The following is a 17452-nucleotide window of genomic DNA, read 5'->3' as shown; positions in this document are numbered from 1 at the left end:
GAAGTAGAGACATGAGCGGCCACGGAGCCCCCGAGCTGACCATCGACGGCGCCGCCGACCTCAAGGTCGCGGTGATCGCCGCCCAGTGGCACGACCAGGTCATGAACGGCCTGCTGGACGGCGCCCACCGCGCGCTCAAGGAGCTGGGCGTGGCCGAGCCGACCGTGCTGCGCGTCCCGGGCACCTTCGAGCTGCCGGTCGCCGCCAAGCGCCTCGCCGAGCGCGGCTACGACGCCGTCGTCGCCCTCGGCGTGGTGATCCGCGGCGGCACCCCGCACTTCGACTACGTCTGCCAGGCGGCCACCGCGGGCCTCACCCAGGTCAGCGTGGACACCGGTGTCCCGGTCGGCTTCGGCGTGCTGACCTGCGACAACGAGCAGCAGGCGCTCGACCGGGCCGGCCTGCCGGGCTCCGCCGAGGACAAGGGCCACGAGGCCGTCACCGCCGCCGTCGCCACCGCGGTGACGCTGCGTGCCGCGCTCTGACGCGAACCCCTGAGGTCCCGGACCGTGGACGTCCAGCCGACCGTCCACGGTCCGGGACCGTTTACCGTCCGTCCGCCCGCACGCCGTATGGTGAGTCCCATCATGGCTTCGAAGACATTCGAGGAGCTCTTCGCCGAGCTCCAGCAGAAGGCCGCCACCGGCGACCCCTCGTCCTCCCGTACCGCGCAGCTCGTCCAGCAGGGCGTCCATGCGATCGGCAAGAAGGTCGTCGAGGAGGCCGCCGAGGTCTGGATGGCCGCCGAGTTCCAGTCGGACGAGCAGACCGCGGAGGAGATCTCACAACTCCTCTATCACGTTCAGGTGATGATGATCGCCCGTGGGCTGACGCTCGACGACGTCTACAAGTACCTCTAGAACACCCGTGCCCGCACTGGCACGCCCCCCTCTCCCGCAGGTCCGACAGGTAAGGAAGCAACCTCCCATGCTGCGCATCGCCGTCCCCAACAAGGGTTCGCTCTCGGGTCCCGCGGCGGAGATGCTCCATGAGGCCGGCTACCGCCAGCGCAAGGACCCCAAGGAGCTCGTGCTCGTCGACCCCAACAACGAGGTCGAGTTCTTCTTCCTCCGCCCGCGCGACATCGCCGTCTACGTCGGCTCCGGCCGACTCGACGTCGGCATCACCGGCCGCGACCTGCTGCTGGACTCGCACTCCAACGCGGAGGAGGTGCTCGCCCTCGGTTTCGCCGGGTCGACCTTCCGCTTCGCCCGCCCCGAGGGCCTGGACGTCAAGGACGTCCAGGGCCTGGAGGGCCTGCGGATCGCGACCTCCTACACCGGCCTGGTCGAGCAGCACCTGGCCGACCACGGCGTGACGGCGACGGTCACCAAGCTGGACGGCGCGGTCGAGACCGCGGTGCAGCTGGGCGTCGCCGACGTGATCGCCGACGTGGTGGAGACCGGCACCAGCCTGCGCAACGCCGGACTGGAGGTCTTCGGCGAGCCGATCCTGATCTCGGACTCCGTGGTGATCCGGCCCAAGGGCGCCGGCGAGGACGCGCGGGTCGAGCAGTTCCTGCGCCGCCTGCAGGGCGTGCTGGTGGCCCGCCGCTACGTGCTGATGGACTACGACATCCGCGCCGAGAAGGTCGGGGCCGCCGTCGCGCTCACCCCCGGCCTGGAGTCGCCGACCGTCTCCCCGCTGCACACCGAGGGCTGGGTGGCCGTCCGGTCGATGGTGCTCCGCAAGGAGGCCCAGCAGATCATGGACGACCTGTGGGGCATCGGCGCCCGGGCGATCCTGGTCACCAACATCCACGCCTGCCGCCTCTGACCTGCACGGACGTCCCCGACGGCCCGGTTCGTCCGTGACCTGCCCGCACGTCCGAGAGTAAAGAACGGTTCAATGGGGCGGGGATGCCGGTCGGCGTCCCCGCCCTACTGCTGTCGCACCCAGAACCACCGGAGACCCCACGTGACCACGCCGCCCGTCGAGATCCCCGTCACCTGGGCGCCCCGCCGCACCCGCGCGGTGCTGCTGCCGGTCTGCGCCGTGCTCGTCGTGCTGTTCGTGGTGCTGGCCCTGCTGCTCCCGGCGAACTGGCAGCTCAACGACCGGATCATGATGATCGCCAGCGGTGTGGTGTTCGCCGGCGCGGGCCTGATGCTGGCCCGTCCGCGGGTGACCGCCGACGCGGAGGGCGTGACGGTGGTCAACTTCGTCCGCCGGCGCCGGCTGTCCTGGGCCGAGATCGTCCGGGTCAACTTCCGCCAGGGCGACCCGTGGGCCACCCTCGACCTGGCCGACGGCACCTCGCTCGCCGCGGTCGGCATCCAGTCCGGGGTCGGCAAGGCCCGGGCGATCGCGGACGCCCGGGCGCTGCGCGACCTGGTCGAGCACCACGCCCAGGTCTGACCGGGCGCCGCGCGACCCGGTCGAGCACCACACCCAGGTCTGACCGGAGGGTGCGAACACGCTTCCTACCGGCGCGGCGGTATGGTCTACGCTGGTAAAAGCGGGGCAAAACTTCGGCCCCGCCCAGAACGACCAGTACCGTACCGACCTGAGGAGTGACACTCCCCCTCGATGGACGATCCGTCCGGTAGTACCTGCGCCGCCTCGCTTCCGCTCCCCGGAAGGCAGGCGGCACTGTGATCACCGCCTGGCTGCTGTTGCTCGCCGCCCTGCTCCTGATCCTCGCCAACGGCCTCTTCGTGGCCGCCGAATTCGCCTTCGTGACCGCCGACCGCGGCGAGGTGGAACGTTCCGCCGAGACCGGCGATGCGAAGTCCCGCCGGGTCTCCCGGGCCCTGCGGCACCTCTCCTTCGAGCTCTCCGGCGCCCAGCTGGGCATCACCGTCACCTCGCTGGTGGTCGGCATGCTCGCCGAGCCGGCCCTGTCCACCCTGCTCCAGCCCGTGATGTCGGGCGTCGGGGTGCCCGACTCGGCCGCCCGAGGCGTCGCCGTGGTGGTCGGCATGGTGCTGGCCACCGTCGTGCAGATGGTGATCGGCGAGCTGGTCCCGAAGAACTGGGCGATCTCCCGCCCGCTCCAGGTGGCCCGCGCGGTCGCCGCCCCGCACATGGCCTTCTCCTTCGTCTGCCGCCCGCTGATCAGCTTCCTGAACGGCACCGCGGACCGTACGGTCCGGGCCTTCGGCATCGAGCCGCAGGAGGAGCTGGAGCACGCCCGCACCCCGGCCGAGCTGGTCTCGCTGGCCCGGCACTCGGCCAAGGCCGGCGCGATAGACGAGGAGTCGGCGACCCTGTTCGTCCGCACCCTCGGCCTGGGCGACCTCACCGCCGAGTCGGTGATGACCCCGCGGATCGACGTGGCCGCCCTCCAGCGCGACGCCACCGCCTCGGACGTCATCAACCTGACCCGGGCCACCGGCCTGTCCCGCTTCCCGGTCTACGCCGACACCGTGGACGAGGTCACCGGCATCGTGACGCTCAAGGACGCCCTCGCCGTCCCGGCCGCCCGCCGCGGCCTGGTCCGGGTCGCCGAGCTGGCCTCGCCGCCGCTGCTGGTGCCCGAGACGCTGCCCGCCGAGCGGCTGCTCGACCAGCTGCGCCGCCTCCAGCCGATGGCCATCGTGGTCGACGAGTACGGCGGCACCGCCGGCGTCGTCACCGTCGAGGACATCGTCGAGGAGATCGTCGGCGAGGTGCAGGACGAGCACGACCCGGCCGACCACCCGGACCTGCTCCCGCTGCCGGCCGTCGACGGCCTGCCCGCCTGGGAGGCCGACGGCCGCGCCCGGCTCGACCAGCTGGAGGCGATCGGCCTGTACGCGCCGGACGGCCCGTACGAGACCCTGGCCGGGCTGGTCTCCGACCTGCTCGGCAAGCTGCCCGCGGTGGGCGAGCGGGCCGAACTGCCCGGCTGGCGGCTCACCGTGACCGGCGTCGACCGGCACCGCACCAGCCAGGTCCGGGTGGAGCGCACCAGCGCGCCCGGCCTGTTCGGCGAGGGTGGGGAGGACGTCCGATGACCGTGCTCCAGCTCGCCGTCGCCGTGCTGCTGCTGCTCGGCAACGCCTTCTTCGTCGGCGCCGAGTTCGCCGTCGTCTCGGTGCGCCGCAGCCAGATCGAGCCGCTCGCCGAGGCCGGGCACAAGCGCGCCCGGACGGTGCTGCACGCGCTGTCCAACGTCTCCGCGATGCTGGCCGCCGCCCAACTCGGCATCACCGTCTGCTCGCTGGGCCTCGGTGCGCTCGCCGAGCCGACCATCGCCGCTCTCCTGGAAGGCCCGTTCCACGCGATCGGCGTCCCGTCCGGCCTGATGCACCCGCTCTCGTACGGGATCTCGCTCGCCCTCGTGGTCTTCCTCCACATGGTCTTCGGCGAGATGGTGCCGAAGAACATGGCGATGGCGGGCCCGGAGCGCGCCGCGCTCCTGCTCGGCCCGCCGCTGGACCGGCTGGCCCGCTGGCTCGCCCCGGTGATCCGGGTGCTCAACGCGCTCGCCAACGGCGTGCTGCGGCTGTTCCGGGTCGAGGCCAAGGACGAGGTCGAGTCGGTCTTCACCACCGAGCAGCTGATGTACCTGCTGGTCGACTCCCGGGACGCCGGCCTGCTCGACGAGGACCGCCAGGAACGCCTGGAGGACGCCCTGGAGCTGGGCCGCCGCCCGATCACCGACGTGCTGCTCCGCCCCGAGCAGCTGGTCACCGTGGACCCGAAGGCGACCGCTGCCGAGGTCGAGGAACTCGCCCTGCGCACCGGCTTCTCGCGCTTCCCGGTCTCCGACGGCGACCCGGCCGGCCACGGCTACCTGGGCTACCTCCACCTCAAGGACATCCTCGACGTGGACGACCCGTCGGCGCCCGTCCCGGCCCGGCTGTGGCGGCCGATCACGGTGCTGCGCGGCAGCCTCCCGCTGGACGACGCGCTCGGCGCGATGCGCAGGGCCACCTGCCACCTGGCCGCCGTGCTGGACCAGGACGGCCGGACGGTCGGCGTGGTCATGCTGGAGGACGTGCTGGAGGAACTGGTCGGCGAGATGCACGACCCGGACCACCGCACCACGGCCTGACCCGCCCCCGTTCGCCGACGGCGATTCTGCCCACAGCAGCCAACGGTTCCCATGTCGGCCACCCGCACCGCAGGGTGGTCGGCATGAGACTGCTGCTGCTGGGTGGAACGAAGTTCGTCGGACGGGCCGTCGCCGAGGAGGCACTGGCCAGGGGCTGGGAGGTGACGGCCCTCAACCGCGGCACACGGCCCGCGCCCGAGGGCGTCCGGGTGCTGCACGGGGACCGCACCGCCGAGGACGGCCTCGCGGCGCTCGGCACGGGGGAGTGGGACGCGGTGGTGGACACCTGGTCCTGGGCCCCGGCCGCGGTGCGCGACAGCGCCCGACGGCTGAACGGCCGGGTCGGCCACTACGCGTACGTCTCCAGCCGCTCGGTGTACGACCACCCGCTGCGCGCCGGGGCGGACGAGACGGCGCCGGTGGTGCCCGCCTCGCCGGACGCCACCGGCGAGGTCGGCTACGCCGAGGCCAAGCGCGGCGCCGAGCTGGCCCTGGAGCAGGAGTACGGCGGGCGCGCCCTGCTGATCCGCGCCGGGCTGATCCTCGGCCCGTACGAGGACATCGGCCGGCTGCCCTGGTGGCTGAACCGGATCGCCCGCGGCGGCCCGGTGCTCGCCCCCGGCCCGCGCGACCTGCCGCTGCAGTACATCGACGGCCGCGACCTCGCCGGCTGGACCCTGGACGCGGTGGCGGCCCGGCTCAGCGGCCCGTACAACGTGGTCAGCCCGGCCGGCCACACCACCATGGGCGGCCTGCTGGAGGCCTGCGTGCGGACCACCGGCTCGGACGCCGAACTGCGCTGGACCGACCCGGAGCGGATCGTGGCGGCCGGCGTGCAGCCGTGGACGGAGCTGCCGATCTGGCTGGCGCCCGGTGAGCTCTACGACTTCCTGCACGGCGCCTCGGTGGCCCGTGCGGTCGACGCCGGGCTGCGCTGCCGCCCGGTCGCCGAGACGGTCGAGTCCACCTGGGCCTGGTTGCGGTCGATCGGCGGCGAGGCCCCGCAGCGCGCCGACCGGCCGAACGTCGGGCTCGACCCCGAGCGGGAGGCGCGGCTGCTCGACGGGTGAGCCCCGGCGGGGGAGCCGGTCGTCAGCCCGGGCCGTGGCTCAGCCGGGGCCGTGGCTCAGCCCCGGTGGTGGATCAGCCCCGGCCGTCGATCAGCTCCCCGTACGCCTGCACCAGATCCGGCAGCCGCAGCGTCGCCAGGTCCTCCCGGCCCGGCGGCTCGCGCAGCAGGGAGAGTCTCAAGTCCCGGTAGGCGCAGGACTTCTCGTACAGGGTGCGGATGAACCGGCCGTTGCCCAGCTCGTCGATCCAGCCCTCGCGCACCACGTGGGTGCAGATGCTGGCCAGCTCCTCGGCGGCGTCCTCGTCCCAGCCGTCGCCGTCCCGGCCGGCCAGCGCCGCGCCGATCGCGGTCAGCTCGTTCGGCCGGTAGCTGGGGAAGTCGACCCTGGTGGTGAAGCGGGAGTTGAGGCCGGGGTTGGTGGCGAGCAGCCGGTTCATCCCCTCGGGGTAGCCGGCCAGGATCACCACCAGCCGGTCCCGGTTGTCCTCGGCCCGCTTGAGCAGCACCTGGAGCGCCTCGTCGCCGTACGCGTCGCCCTTGGTGTAGCCGGAGTTGGAGAGGCTGTACGCCTCGTCGATGAACAGCACGCCGTCCAGCGCGGAGTCGATCAGGTCGTTCGCCTTGACCGCGGTCTGGCCGAGGAACTCGCCCACCAGGTCGGCGCGTTGGGCCTCCACCAGGTGGTCGCCGGAGAGCAGACCGAGGGCGTGGAAGACCCGGCCGAGGATCCGCGCCACGGTGGTCTTGCCGGTGCCGGAGGGGCCGGAGAAGACGAAGTGCCGCTTCGGTGGCTGGACCGGCAGGCCCTGTTCTGCCCGCAGTCGGGACATCCTCAACTGGGCGGAGAGCGCCCGCACTTGGCGCTTGACCGGCTCCAGGCCGACCATCAGCGAGAGTTCGGCCAGGGCCGCGTCCAACTCCCGTTCGTTGCCCGCGATCCGGGGCGCCGGAGGGGGCGCGGACCGGGGCTGCGCCTCACCGCGCACCGGCAGCGGCGCGGGGGCGGCGGGACCGACCGGGGCGCCCGCCCCGCCGGTCCGCTCGCCGGCCGCCTGAGGGGCGTTGCCCGCCAGGGCGGTGTCCGGTTCGGGTGCGGCGAGCGGGCCGTCCACCAGCGTGGCGTCCACCGAGGGCCCGCCGCCGGCCGGGGTGCCGCCGGTGCCGAACTCGGCGTCGTAGAGCGGGCTTTCGGCATACCCGGGGTCGTCCTGGAAGGCCGGCTCGCCGCCCGGTCCGCCGCCGCCCGGTCCGCCGCCGCCCGGTCCGCCGCCGTCCAGTCCCGTGCCGTCGAGTCCCGTGCCGTCGAGCCCGCCGTTGTCGAACCCACCGCCGTCCAGCCCGCCCGAGCGCCCGTCGGCGAGCAGCCCGTCCGCGAGCGAGTCATCCGCCGAGATCGCCGTCAGCCGGGCCGAGGTGTCCATGAACGCCGGATCGGCCCGGTGTACGGCCCGGTACAGCGGCAGCGCCGCCGCGCTGCGCCCCGCGCCCTCGTACGCCCGGGCCAGCCAGTAGCGCAGCTCCTTGCGCTGCGGCTGCTCGGAGCGGCAGCGGGCCAGCGAGGCCGCCAGCGGGGCCTGGGCCTGGGCGCACATGTCCAGCCGCACCCGGGCCATGCCCGCGAAGAGCCCGGCCTCGATGCCGAGCAGGGGGTCGTCCAGCAGTCGGTCGGTGTCCCGGATCAGCTGCTCCCAGTCCTTGAGCAGGTAGGACCGGCAGGCGTACAGGAACTGCGCGGACGGGTCCTCGCTGGGCGCCGGGCACTGCTCCAACGCCCGGTCCAGCTCGGCCAGGTGGCGGCCGTCCAGCCAGTGCGAGGCGTGCGCCAGCGCCAGGTCGCGGGCGTCCTCCAGCACCGGCTGCACCCACCAGCCCAGCCAGTACCAGGAACTGAGCGGGCGCCGGTGCAGCCGCCGTTGTTCGCCGAAGCGGTTCTGGTTGCGGTACATGGCCAGCAGTGCCGCCGAGGTGTCGCTGCGCAGCGCGTGCAGGCCGAGCCAGGCGTCGGCCATGCCCGGGTCGAGCCGGACGGCCGCCCGGAACTCCTCCTCGGCCCGGGCGTAGGCGCCCGCCGTGTAGGCGTCCATGGCTCGCTGCCAGGCCCGGTCGGCGAGCCGGTCCGGACCGCCGGCCGTGCTGTCGGAACTGTCCACCGTCGTCACTCACGCCCCCCGCGGTGTGGCCCGGGGCTCGGCCGGCGGATCGTCTGTGCGCAGCCGGGCCGGTGGTCGTCGAGCCCCCGGGGCGCATATGCGCCTACCGGGAATCGTACCGGCGCGGGGCTGATCCGGAAGGGTGCCGTACAGGGTCAAATGCGATCGCGCGCACGGTGGTTGAGCGGCCGGATGGCCGAAAAACCGCTGACCGGGCAGGCCGGGGGAGGGGACCGGACGGCGCCCCCGGCTCACGGGGGAACAAGCCGGGGACGCCGGGTCCGAGGCGGCCGGAGCGGTGGGTTCCGGCGGCTGAGGAGAACCTAGATCCTGGTGATGTCGCAGGTCAAGGGCCTAGTTGAAGGTTCACCGACGGTGCTCGGCGCGATCCGCCCGGTCACCCCGTCGACCCTCGTCGCGGCGTGCGGACGGCTCGGGTCGGCGGCGAAGTGCGCCGCCTCCGCGCGGGCCCAACCGGCCCAGAACCCGGCGAGTTCCGGCCCGTCCCGCTCCTCGCCCCGCCGCCGGGCCGCGGCCGCGTCCAACTCCATCCAGATCACCCGGGCCAGCCACGGCCGGACCTCCCGGCGCCCCGCGCCGACCCCCTCCACCAGCACCACCGGCGCGGCCGGCACCCGGGCGGTGCCCGCGAAGCGGCGCAGCGTCCAGTCGTACACCCGGTGCTCGGCGTCCCGGCCGGCCGCCAGCGGCTCCAGTACCTGCTCGCGCAGCCGCCCGGTCCAGCCGAAGAGCTCGGTGTGGGTGGCCAGGTCGTCGAGGTGGATCACCGGCGCCCCGCCGAGCGCCGCCGCCAGCCGCCCGGTGAAGGTCGTCTTGCCGGAGCCGGCGTGCCCGTCCACCGCGACCAGCCGCACCGGCCCGCAGGAGGGCGGCAGCGCGCGCAGCTCCGCGGCCAGCCGGGCGAGCGCCCCGGCCGTGTCGGCCCCGCCGGTGGCCACCGCCGCGCCGTCGCCGGTCGCGCCGTCGCCGGTCGCGCCGAGGCCGGTCGCGCCGAGGCCGGTCGGCGGATCGGCGGGAACGGGCGGAGAGGGGCGGTGAGCGGTTCCGGATGCAGCCACATCGTCAACCCTACGGTGCCGTAGCCCACCACTGCGGACAGTTGATCTGTGCAGGTCGTGACGGCAGCGCGGGTTTGGGGCATACTCGCCTTCGCCACGCCTGTGAACGGCCGTTCACCGCAACCCGGTGCCGGTCGGGCCGACCTGCCACACCGCGCCGGACCACCCGCCACCCCGGGCCGGCGCCCGATCGAGGAGGCGACCCTCGCCATGACCCCGTCCCCCGTGAAAGCCGTGGACCGCCAGCTGCCCAGCGAGGAGGCCCGCGAGCTGCTGAGCCTCACCCGGGACCTGGTCCAGCGCGAGCTGCAGCCGCGCGCGGCGGAGGACGAGGCGGCCGGCCGCTTCCCCCGGGAGGTCTTCCGCACCCTCGGCGAGGCCGGCCTGCTGTCCCTCCCGTACGGCGAGGAGTACGGCGGTGGCGAGCAGCCCTACGAGGTGTACCTCCAGGTGCTGGAGGAGCTGGCGGCCGGCTGGCTGGCCGTCGGCCTCGGCGTCAGCGTGCACACCCTGTCCTGCCACGCGCTGGCCACCTTCGGCAGCGAGGAGCAGCGCCGCACGTGGCTGCCCGGCATGCTCTCCGGCGAGCAGCTCGGCGCCTACTGCCTCTCCGAGCCCCAGTCCGGCTCCGACGCGGCGGCCCTGCGCACCCGCGCCGACCTCGACGGCGACGAGTACGTCGTGAACGGCACCAAGGCGTGGATCACCCACGGCGGGCAGGCCGACTTCTACAGCGCCCTGGTGCGCACCGGTGCCGACGGCCCGAAGGGCATCAGCTGCCTGCTCGTCCCCGGCACCCAGCAGGGCCTGTCGGCCGCGCCGCCGGAGCACAAGATGGGCATGCGCTCCTCCCCGACCGCCCAGCTGCACTTCGACGGCGCCCGGGTGGCCCGGGAGCGGCTGGTCGGCGAGGAGGGCCAGGGTTTCCAGATCGCGCTCGCCGCGCTGGACTCCGGCCGCCTCGGCATCGCCGCCTGCGCGATCGGCGTCGCCCAGGCCGCGCTCGACCTCGCGGTCGACTACGCGCGCACCCGGCGCCAGTTCGGCCGCCCGATCGCCGACTTCCAGGGCCTGTCCTTCATGCTCGCCGACATGGCCACCCAGATCGAGGCCGGGCGGGCGCTGTACCTCGCCGCCGCGCGGCTGAAGGACGCGGGCCGCCCGTTCTCCAAGGAGGCGGCGATGGCCAAGCTGTTCTGCACCGACGCGGCGATGCGGGCGACCACCGACGCCGTCCAGGTGCTCGGCGGCTACGGCTACACCCAGGACTTCCCGGCCGAGCGCTACATGCGCGAGGCGAAGGTGCTGCAGATCGTGGAGGGCACCAACCAGATCCAGCGCCTGGTGATCGGCCGCCACCTCACCAAGGGCTGAGCCGGGGCCGGACGGAGGGCCGCGGCCCTCCCCGATACGGCCTCCGGCCGTCGCTCCAGGGTGCGGAGCGGCGGCCGGAGGCGACTTTCCGACCGAACGTCAACTCACCGGCGGGCCGGGGGAGTCAGCGACGCGCGAGCCGCCGACGCTGCTCCGGGATGGTGGCCAGCGGCACGGTCGCGACGATCGGCCGCACGGTCTTCACCGGGGCGGCGACACCGGCCGCCGCGCCGCGCACCGGGCGGTGCACCAGCGCGTGCGAGAACGGCTGGGTGCGCCAGTCGAGTTCGCTCGGGAGCTTGAACAGCGCGCCGAACCCGGTCGGTTCGTCGTCCTCCGGGCTCTCCACCTCGGCCAGGTCGTCGGTGAGGGTGCCCGAGCCGGGGCAGATCGCGGGGGCGAAGGGGTTCCAGGCGGTGGGCAGCAGCGCGTGCTGCGGCAGCCGCTCCTCGTCCGCCACCAGGGCGATCGGGCGACGGCACTCGGGGCAGTGGACCCGGAAGATGTCCCAGCCCTCGGCCTCGCCCGGGTCGCCGCCCGGCACGTGGTCCACCGCGAGGTCGTCGCGGCCGGTCGGATCGTCGGTCTCGTCGGCGGCCAGCACGCGCTGGTCAGTAGCAGGCATGAGGATCCCCCTAGGATCGGGCCCGGCGTGGTCGCTCAGGGCCACAACCAGCACTTCCCTGCCATCCGGGCTCATAATCCTGCGGAGTTGCGCACCGTGATGCACCGGGTGTGTCCTTGGCCACACCGGCTGCCACATTCACCCGGCACATGCCCGTCTGACACCTGCCGTCCCACTGTGATCCGCCCGCTCGCCTCCGTGCGCTCTTGACCCGGCGCCGACGTTCGCCCTCCACGCCCGCCCCCGGGCAGGAGGGGCCCACTCTCCGGCGCTCGTCCCTCGCTTGTCGCTCGTCGCCTTCGCCGCCGGCGCGCCCTTCGGCTCCGGGCGGGTGCGCAACCACCGTGCACCCCCGTGTCCCCGACCCGGTAGGTTTGCGCACTGTGGAGGATCTCGACCAACGCATCGTCCAGCTGCTCCTAGAGGACGGCCGGATGAGCTACACGGACCTGGGCAAGGCCACCGGCCTGTCCACCTCGGCGGTGCACCAGCGGGTGCGCCGCCTCGAGCAGCGCGGGGTGATCCGCGGCTACACCGCGATCATCGACCCCGACGCCGTCGACCTGGCGCTGACCGCGTTCATCTCGGTCAAGCCCTTCGACCCCAGCGCCCCCGACGACACCCCGGACCGACTGGCCGGCCTGCCCGAGATCGAGGCCTGTCACAGCGTCGCCGGCGACGAGAACTACATCCTCAAGGTGCGGGTCGGCGCCCCCGGCGACCTGGAGGACCTGCTGGCCCGCATCCGCAGCGCCGCCGGAGTCTCCACCCGCACCACCGTCGTGCTCTCCACCCCGTACGAGGCCCGGCCGCCGAAGCTCTGAAGGCCGAGCCGGACTCCGCGGAGCGAAAAGCAAGGTGCAGACTTAGCCGCATGACCGAACGCACCTCCCGGACCGTCCTGCTGCGCGGCGGCGCCGTCTACAGCCCCGCCGACCCCTTCGCCACCGCGATGCTCGTGGAGGGCGGGCACATCGCCTGGGTCGGCAGTGACGGCGCCGCCGAGGCGTACGCCGCGACGGCGGACGAGATCGTCGAGTTGGACGGCGCCCTGGTCACCCCCGCCTTCGTGGACGCCCATGTGCACGCCACCGCCGCCGGACTGGCGCTCACCGGCCTCGACCTCACCGGCAGCCCCTCGCTGGCCGCCACCCTGGCCGCGGTCACCGCCTTCGTCGAGGCCCGGCCCGAGGACGGCGGGGTGCTGATCGGCCACGGCTGGGACGAGACCGGCTGGCCCGAGGGCCGTCCGCCCACGCTCGCCGAGCTCGACGAGGCCGCCCGCGGCGCCGCGCTCTACCTCTCCCGCACCGACGTCCACTCCGCGCTCGCCACCACCGCGCTGCGCACCCTCACCGAGGGCCTCGCCGAGCGGCCCGGCCACGACGCCGAGGGCCCGCTCACCAAGGACGCCCACCACGCCGTCCGGCGGACCGCCCTCGCCCGGCTGACCCCCGAGCAGCGCCGCCGGGCCCAGCGCGCCACCCTGGCCCGCGCGGCCGAACTGGGCATCGGCGCCCTGCACGAGTGTGCCGGTCCGGAGATCTCCTCGGCGGCCGACCTGACCGACCTGCTGGCCCTGGCCGCCGACGGCGAGGGTCCCGAAGTGTACGGCTACTGGGGCGAGTTGGGCGGAGTCGAGACCGCCCGCCGGCTCGGCGCGGTGGGAGCCGGCGGCGACCTCTTCGTGGACGGCGCGCTCGGCTCGCACACCGCCTGCCTGCACGCCCCCTACGCCGACGCCGAACACACCGGCACCGCCTACCTGACGGCCGAGCAGGTCGCCGACCACGTCGCCGCCTGCACCGAGGCCGGGCTGCAGGCCGGCTTCCACGCCATCGGCGACGCCGCCCTCGCCGCCGTGATCGAGGGCGTGCGCACGGCCGGCGAGCGGGTCGGCGCCGACCGGGTCAAGGCGCTGCGCCACCGCGTCGAGCACGCCGAGGCCCTGGACGACAAGGCCATCGCCGCCTTCGCCGAGCTCGGCCTGACCGCCTCCGTCCAGCCCGCCTTCGACGCCGCCTGGGGCGGCCCGGACGGCATGTACGTGCAGCGCCTGGGCGCCGAGCGGGCCGCCGTCCTCAACCCGTACGCCGCGCTGCTGCGGGCCGGCGTCCCGCTGGCCTTCGGCTCGGACGCCCCGGTCACCCCGCTCGACCCCTGGGGCACCGTCCGCGCCGCGGCCTTCCACCGGACGCTCGAACACCGGATCTCGGTCCGCGCCGCGTTCACCGCCCACACCCGCGGCGGCTGGCGCGCGATCGGCCGCGACCACGACGGCGTGCTGGTGCCCGGCGCGATCGCCAACTACGCGGTCTGGGCCGCCGACGAGCTGGTCGTCCAGGCCCCCGACTCCCGGGTGGCCGGCTGGTCCACCGACCCGCGCTCCGGCACCCCCGGCCTGCCCGACCTCACCCCCGGCCACGAGCTGCCGGTCTGCCTGCGCACCGTGGTCCGCGGTCGCACGGTGTACCAGCGGTAAACCGGATGATCGGCGGGCGGCCGCCTCGTAGGGTGCCGACCATGACCGAACTGGTACCCGCCGACTTCACCGTCCCGCGCGAGCTGCTCGCCCCGGAGTTCCGCCTGGAGCCCCTGGGCGAGCAGCACAACGCCTCCGACCACGCCGCCTGGACGGGCAGCGTCGAGCACATCCGCGCCACCCCCGGCTGGGCCGGCCGCGGCTGGCCGCCCGTCGACGGCATGCCGCTCGAGGACAACCTCGCCGACCTGCGCCGCCACGCCGCCGACTTCGAGGCCCGTCGCGGCTTCACCTACACCGTCCTGGAACCGGACCGGGACGAGGTGATCGGCTGCGTCTACATCTACCCGGACCGCGAGGACCCGTCGGTGGTCTCGGTCAGCTCCTGGGTCCGCGCCGACCGCGCCGAACTGGACGCCCCCCTCTACCGCGCGGTCTCCGCCTGGCTCACCGACCACTGGCCGCTGGGGCGCCTCCACTACTCCGAGCGCTGAGCCGGAGCCGGGCGGGAGCCGGAGCCGGAGGGAGAGACGGGAAGGGGAAGGGCCCGGAGAGGCCGGGGCGAAGGGCCCTACCACCCTGACCTCACGCGACCCCGACCTTCCGGGGTACCTTCTTCGCACAGCGTCCGAACAGCAAGCCCCAGGAAGATGGTGCGCCGGTGGCCATTCCCGTCACCCAGGAGCGGTCCGGGACCGCTCCCGAGCCACAGGATCCGGCCCCCACCCCCGGTCGCGGCGCCCGCGCGCTCGCCAAGGTCCGGGCCGGGCTGCCGCGCACCGGTCTGGCCGCGCTGGCCGGCCTGCTGCTGGCCCTCGCCTTCCCCCCGTACGACCTGTGGCCGCTGTCCCTGCTCGGCGTCGCCGCACTCTCGCTGCTCACCCGCGGCCGCACCTTCCGTCAGGGCGCCTGGACGGGCTTCGCCTTCGGCTTCCCGTTCTTCCTGATGCTGCTCAGCTGGCTGCGGGTGGTCGGCTGGGACGCGACCGTCGGCCTGTCGGTGATCGAGGCGCTGTTCCTGGCCCTGCTCGGCGGGGCGCTGGCGCTCACCTCCCGGCTGCCCGGCCGGCCGCTCTGGGCGGCCGCCCTGTGGGTCACCCAGGAGTGGGCGCGGGACCGGCTGCCGCTCGGCGGCTTCCCCTGGGGCCGGCTGGCCTTCGCCAACACCGCCACCCCGTACACCCCGCTGGCCGCGCTCGGCGGCGCCCCGCTGGTGACCTTCGCGGTCGCGCTCTCCGGCACGCTGCTGGCCTGGGCCGCGCTGCGCGTGCGCGGTCCCGGCCGGGCCCCGAGGGCGGCCGCGCTGGCGGCGCTGGGCGCGGTGGCCGCGCTGCTGGCCGGCTACCTCGTCCCGGTCCCCACGGCCGCGGCCGACACCGTGAAGGTCGCCATCGTCCAGGGCAACGTGCCCAATCCGGGGATGGACTTCCTCGGCCGCCCGATGATGGTGCTCAACAACCACGCCTCGGCCACCGAGCGGCTCGCCGCCGACGTCCAGGCCGGCAAGGTGCCCAGGCCCGACGTGGTGATCTGGCCGGAGAACTCCTCCGACCTCGACCCGTTCAGCGACCCGCTGGCCCGCCAGCGCATCGACGAGGCGGTCAAGGCCGTCGGGGTGCCCACCCTGGTCGGCACCCTGGTGGACGGCCCGGACGCCCAGCACGTCCAGAACGAGGGCATCGTGTGGGACCCGGTCACCGGCCCCGGCGCCTCGTACACCAAGCAGCACCCCGTCCCGTTCGGCGAGTACGTGCCGTTCCGCGCCCAGCTGATGAAGGTGATCACCCGCCTCCAGCGGGTCGCCCGCGACTTCTACCCCGGCGACCACAACGGCGTGATGCAGCTCGGCCCGGCGCGGATCGGCGACGTGATCTGCTTCGAGGTGGCCTACGACGAGATCGTCCGGGACACCGTGGACAGCGGCGCCCGCGTCCTGGTGGTCCAGACCAACAACGCGACCTACGCCAAGACCGGCCAGCCCGAGCAGCAGCTCGCGATGAGCCGGCTGCGCGCGGTCGAGCACGGCCGGGCCGTCCTGATCGCCGCCACCAGCGGCATCAGCGCGGTGATCGCCCCGGACGGCACCGTGGAGCAGCGCACCGCGGAGCTGACCCCGGCCGAGCTGTCCGCCACCGTCCCGCTGCGCGACGGCACCACGGTCGCCGACCGGGTCGGCGCGGCCCCGGAGTGGACGCTGGCCGTCGGAGGCCTGCTGGCCTGCGCCGCCGCCGTGCTGCTCGGCCGCCGCCGGAAGTCCGCGGACGGAACACCGGCCGCCGGGGAATCGTTGGACCGGGTGGTGCCGTAGCCGGCCCGGACCTCCCGTGCGGCGCGCAGAGCACCGCTTGGAGTGGATTCGTACCGTGACCCAGCAAGCTACCCCCACCCCTCCGGTCCCGCGCAGCAGGCTCCGCCGGGTGCTGCCGCTGCTGATCACCGCCTGGCTGGTGCTGGAGATCTGGCTGCTGGTCCTGGTGGGCTCGTGGCTGGGCGGGTTCGCCGTCCTGTCGCTGCTCATCGCCGGCGGGGTGATCGGCGGCTGGCTGATCAAGCGGGCCGGGCTGAAGGCGCTGTCGGCGGCGATCGAGCAGAGCAAGAACCCGCAGTCCCAGCAGCCGCAGACCGGCACCAGCCTGACCGTGCTGGCCGGACTGCTGCTGATCATCCCCGGCTTCCTGTCCGACCTGATCGCCCTGACCCTGCTGTTCCCGCCCACCAGGGCGCTGTGGCGGGCGGGCGGCCGCCGGGTCGCGGACAAGGTGATGCGGAGCACCGCCACGGTCGGCACCGACCCGTTCGCGGACGCGATGCGGCTGCAGGAGCAGCTGCGCATCCACCGCCCGGACGGCAAGGTCATCCAGGGCCAGGTGGTGGACCCGGAGACCGGCCCGCCCGGCCCGCAGGGTCCGGACACCGGCTACCGCCCGCCGATCGACGGCTGACCGCGCAAGGCCCTGTCCGGGGCCTGGAGGCCGCGGACACACCTGCTGGAGGCCGCGGACACACCTGTGGGCCGCCCGGAGAACCGGGCGGCCCACAGTCGTACCGCGCCCCGCCCGGCCGGGGCCGGGCGGACAACGCGAAAGGGACCCTGGTGACCAGGGCCCCTTTTCGCGTCCTCCCGCTCGCGGCGGGAGCGAAGTGGGTCAGGCGCTCTTACGGGTGTCCCGCGGGTGCACCGCGAGATTCATCCCGCCGGAGCGGAGCACGGCCAGCCGTTCGGCCAGCACCTCCTCCAGCTCCTCGCGCGTCCGGCGCTCCATCAGCATGTCCCAATGGGTGCGCGTGGGCTTGGCCTTCTTCTCCTCCGGCTCGTCACCGTCGAGAAGAGCCGCTTCCTGACCGCAGAAGCGGCATTCCCAGGTCGCGGGGATCTCGGCCTCGACCGAGAAAGGAACCTCGAATCGGTGTCCGTTCTGACATGCGTACTCGACGGTCTGGCGGGGAGCCAGATCGATACCACGGTCGGTCTCGTAGCTAGTGGCCCCGAGTCGCGTGCCGCGGAGAGCTCGCTCGCTCATGAATCGTGCCTCCCGGGCTTATGGCCCACAGGACTAGTGGTCGCTGTTCTTCGTCGTTCGGTCAACGCTCGGCTTCCGACGAAGATTCCCGTCCCGGGACATGCGTCGTCTGTCGTGCCGCCCCTGTTTGTACCCACCGTCGCCCGATTTGTCACATCTGGCCGGTGA

The 17452-nt window shown here is 74.0% G+C and carries 17 protein-coding genes; 13 read left to right on the top strand and 4 right to left on the bottom strand.

What is annotated here, in order from left to right; translation table 11 throughout:
- Positions 1-11 precede the first annotated feature (11 nt).
- From ribH to ACZ47G_RS06835, 7 genes are all read left to right on the top strand, one after another.
- The gene (gene ribH / locus ACZ47G_RS06865; protein ID WP_188302747.1) at positions 12-485 is read left to right on the top strand and encodes a 6,7-dimethyl-8-ribityllumazine synthase; all 474 of its coding nucleotides are present in this window, start codon (positions 12-14) and stop codon (positions 483-485) included.
- Positions 486-587: 102 nt separating this feature from the next.
- Positions 588-860, top strand: a complete 273-nt coding sequence (locus ACZ47G_RS06860; RefSeq protein WP_360239859.1) for a phosphoribosyl-ATP diphosphatase — start codon at positions 588-590, stop codon at positions 858-860.
- Between the two features lie 67 nt (positions 861-927).
- Positions 928-1776, top strand: a complete 849-nt coding sequence (hisG, locus tag ACZ47G_RS06855; protein WP_465740398.1) for an ATP phosphoribosyltransferase — start codon at positions 928-930, stop codon at positions 1774-1776.
- 141 nt (positions 1777-1917) lie between these two features.
- A complete protein-coding gene (locus ACZ47G_RS06850) occupies positions 1918-2358 on the top strand; it encodes a PH domain-containing protein (protein WP_465740397.1) in 441 nt (146 codons plus the stop codon).
- 236 nt (positions 2359-2594) lie between these two features.
- Positions 2595-3938 carry a hemolysin family protein gene (locus tag ACZ47G_RS06845; RefSeq protein WP_465740396.1) on the top strand — a complete coding sequence of 448 codons (1344 nt, stop codon included), beginning with the start codon at positions 2595-2597 and terminating at the stop codon, positions 3936-3938.
- Positions 3935-4981: a hemolysin family protein gene (locus ACZ47G_RS06840; RefSeq protein WP_465740395.1), complete on the top strand. Its 1047-nt coding sequence runs from the start codon at positions 3935-3937 to the stop codon at positions 4979-4981. Before ACZ47G_RS06845 ends, ACZ47G_RS06840 begins: the two co-directional genes overlap by 4 nt.
- Before the next feature lie 83 nt (positions 4982-5064).
- Positions 5065-6051, top strand: coding sequence for an NAD-dependent epimerase/dehydratase family protein (locus ACZ47G_RS06835; RefSeq protein WP_465740394.1), 987 nt, complete (start codon positions 5065-5067; stop codon positions 6049-6051).
- A 73-nt stretch (positions 6052-6124) separates the two neighbouring features.
- On the opposite strand, the gene ACZ47G_RS06830 is transcribed toward ACZ47G_RS06835, so the two are convergent.
- Positions 6125-8137, bottom strand: a complete 2013-nt coding sequence (locus ACZ47G_RS06830; protein WP_465740562.1) for an AAA family ATPase — start codon at positions 8135-8137, stop codon at positions 6125-6127.
- A 389-nt stretch (positions 8138-8526) separates the two neighbouring features.
- Positions 8527-9162 (bottom strand): uridine kinase family protein, encoded by a 636-nt coding sequence (locus ACZ47G_RS06825; protein WP_465740561.1) that lies wholly within the window; start codon positions 9160-9162, stop codon positions 8527-8529.
- A 330-nt stretch (positions 9163-9492) separates the two neighbouring features.
- On the opposite strand from ACZ47G_RS06825, the gene ACZ47G_RS06820 reads away from it, so the two are divergent.
- Complete coding sequence (locus ACZ47G_RS06820; protein ID WP_465740393.1) at positions 9493-10656, top strand: acyl-CoA dehydrogenase family protein; 1164 nt, start codon at positions 9493-9495, stop codon at positions 10654-10656.
- A 124-nt stretch (positions 10657-10780) separates the two neighbouring features.
- On the opposite strand, the gene ACZ47G_RS06815 is transcribed toward ACZ47G_RS06820, so the two are convergent.
- Entirely contained in the window at positions 10781-11281 is a 501-nt protein-coding gene (locus ACZ47G_RS06815) for a hypothetical protein (RefSeq protein ID WP_465740392.1), read from the bottom strand.
- A gap of 383 nt (positions 11282-11664) precedes the next feature.
- Between ACZ47G_RS06815 and ACZ47G_RS06810 the strand changes: the two genes are divergently transcribed.
- The 5 genes from ACZ47G_RS06810 (at position 11665) to fxsA (ending at position 16705) form a co-directional block, all read left to right on the top strand.
- On the top strand, positions 11665-12105 hold the full coding sequence (locus ACZ47G_RS06810; RefSeq protein ID WP_030058365.1) for an Lrp/AsnC family transcriptional regulator: 441 nt from the start codon (positions 11665-11667) through the stop codon (positions 12103-12105).
- Positions 12106-12155: 50 nt separating this feature from the next.
- On the top strand, positions 12156-13763 hold the full coding sequence (locus ACZ47G_RS06805; RefSeq protein ID WP_465740391.1) for an amidohydrolase: 1608 nt from the start codon (positions 12156-12158) through the stop codon (positions 13761-13763).
- A gap of 41 nt (positions 13764-13804) precedes the next feature.
- Positions 13805-14257, top strand: a complete 453-nt coding sequence (locus ACZ47G_RS06800; protein WP_465740390.1) for an N-acetyltransferase — start codon at positions 13805-13807, stop codon at positions 14255-14257.
- Between the two features lie 167 nt (positions 14258-14424).
- The gene (gene lnt / locus ACZ47G_RS06795) at positions 14425-16071 is read left to right on the top strand and encodes an apolipoprotein N-acyltransferase (protein ID WP_465740389.1); all 1647 of its coding nucleotides are present in this window, start codon (positions 14425-14427) and stop codon (positions 16069-16071) included.
- 55 nt (positions 16072-16126) lie between these two features.
- Complete coding sequence (gene fxsA, locus ACZ47G_RS06790) at positions 16127-16705, top strand: FxsA family membrane protein (RefSeq protein ID WP_465740388.1); 579 nt, start codon at positions 16127-16129, stop codon at positions 16703-16705.
- Between the two features lie 204 nt (positions 16706-16909).
- Here the strand turns inward: fxsA and ACZ47G_RS06785 are convergent, their stop codons facing one another.
- Entirely contained in the window at positions 16910-17284 is a 375-nt protein-coding gene (locus ACZ47G_RS06785; protein WP_380457589.1) for an RNA polymerase-binding protein RbpA, read from the bottom strand.
- Between the last annotated feature and the right edge of the window lie 168 nt (positions 17285-17452).

Source organism: Kitasatospora sp. NPDC030952 (assembly GCF_055571335.1).
This window is presented reverse-complemented; position numbering and strand designations above follow the sequence as displayed.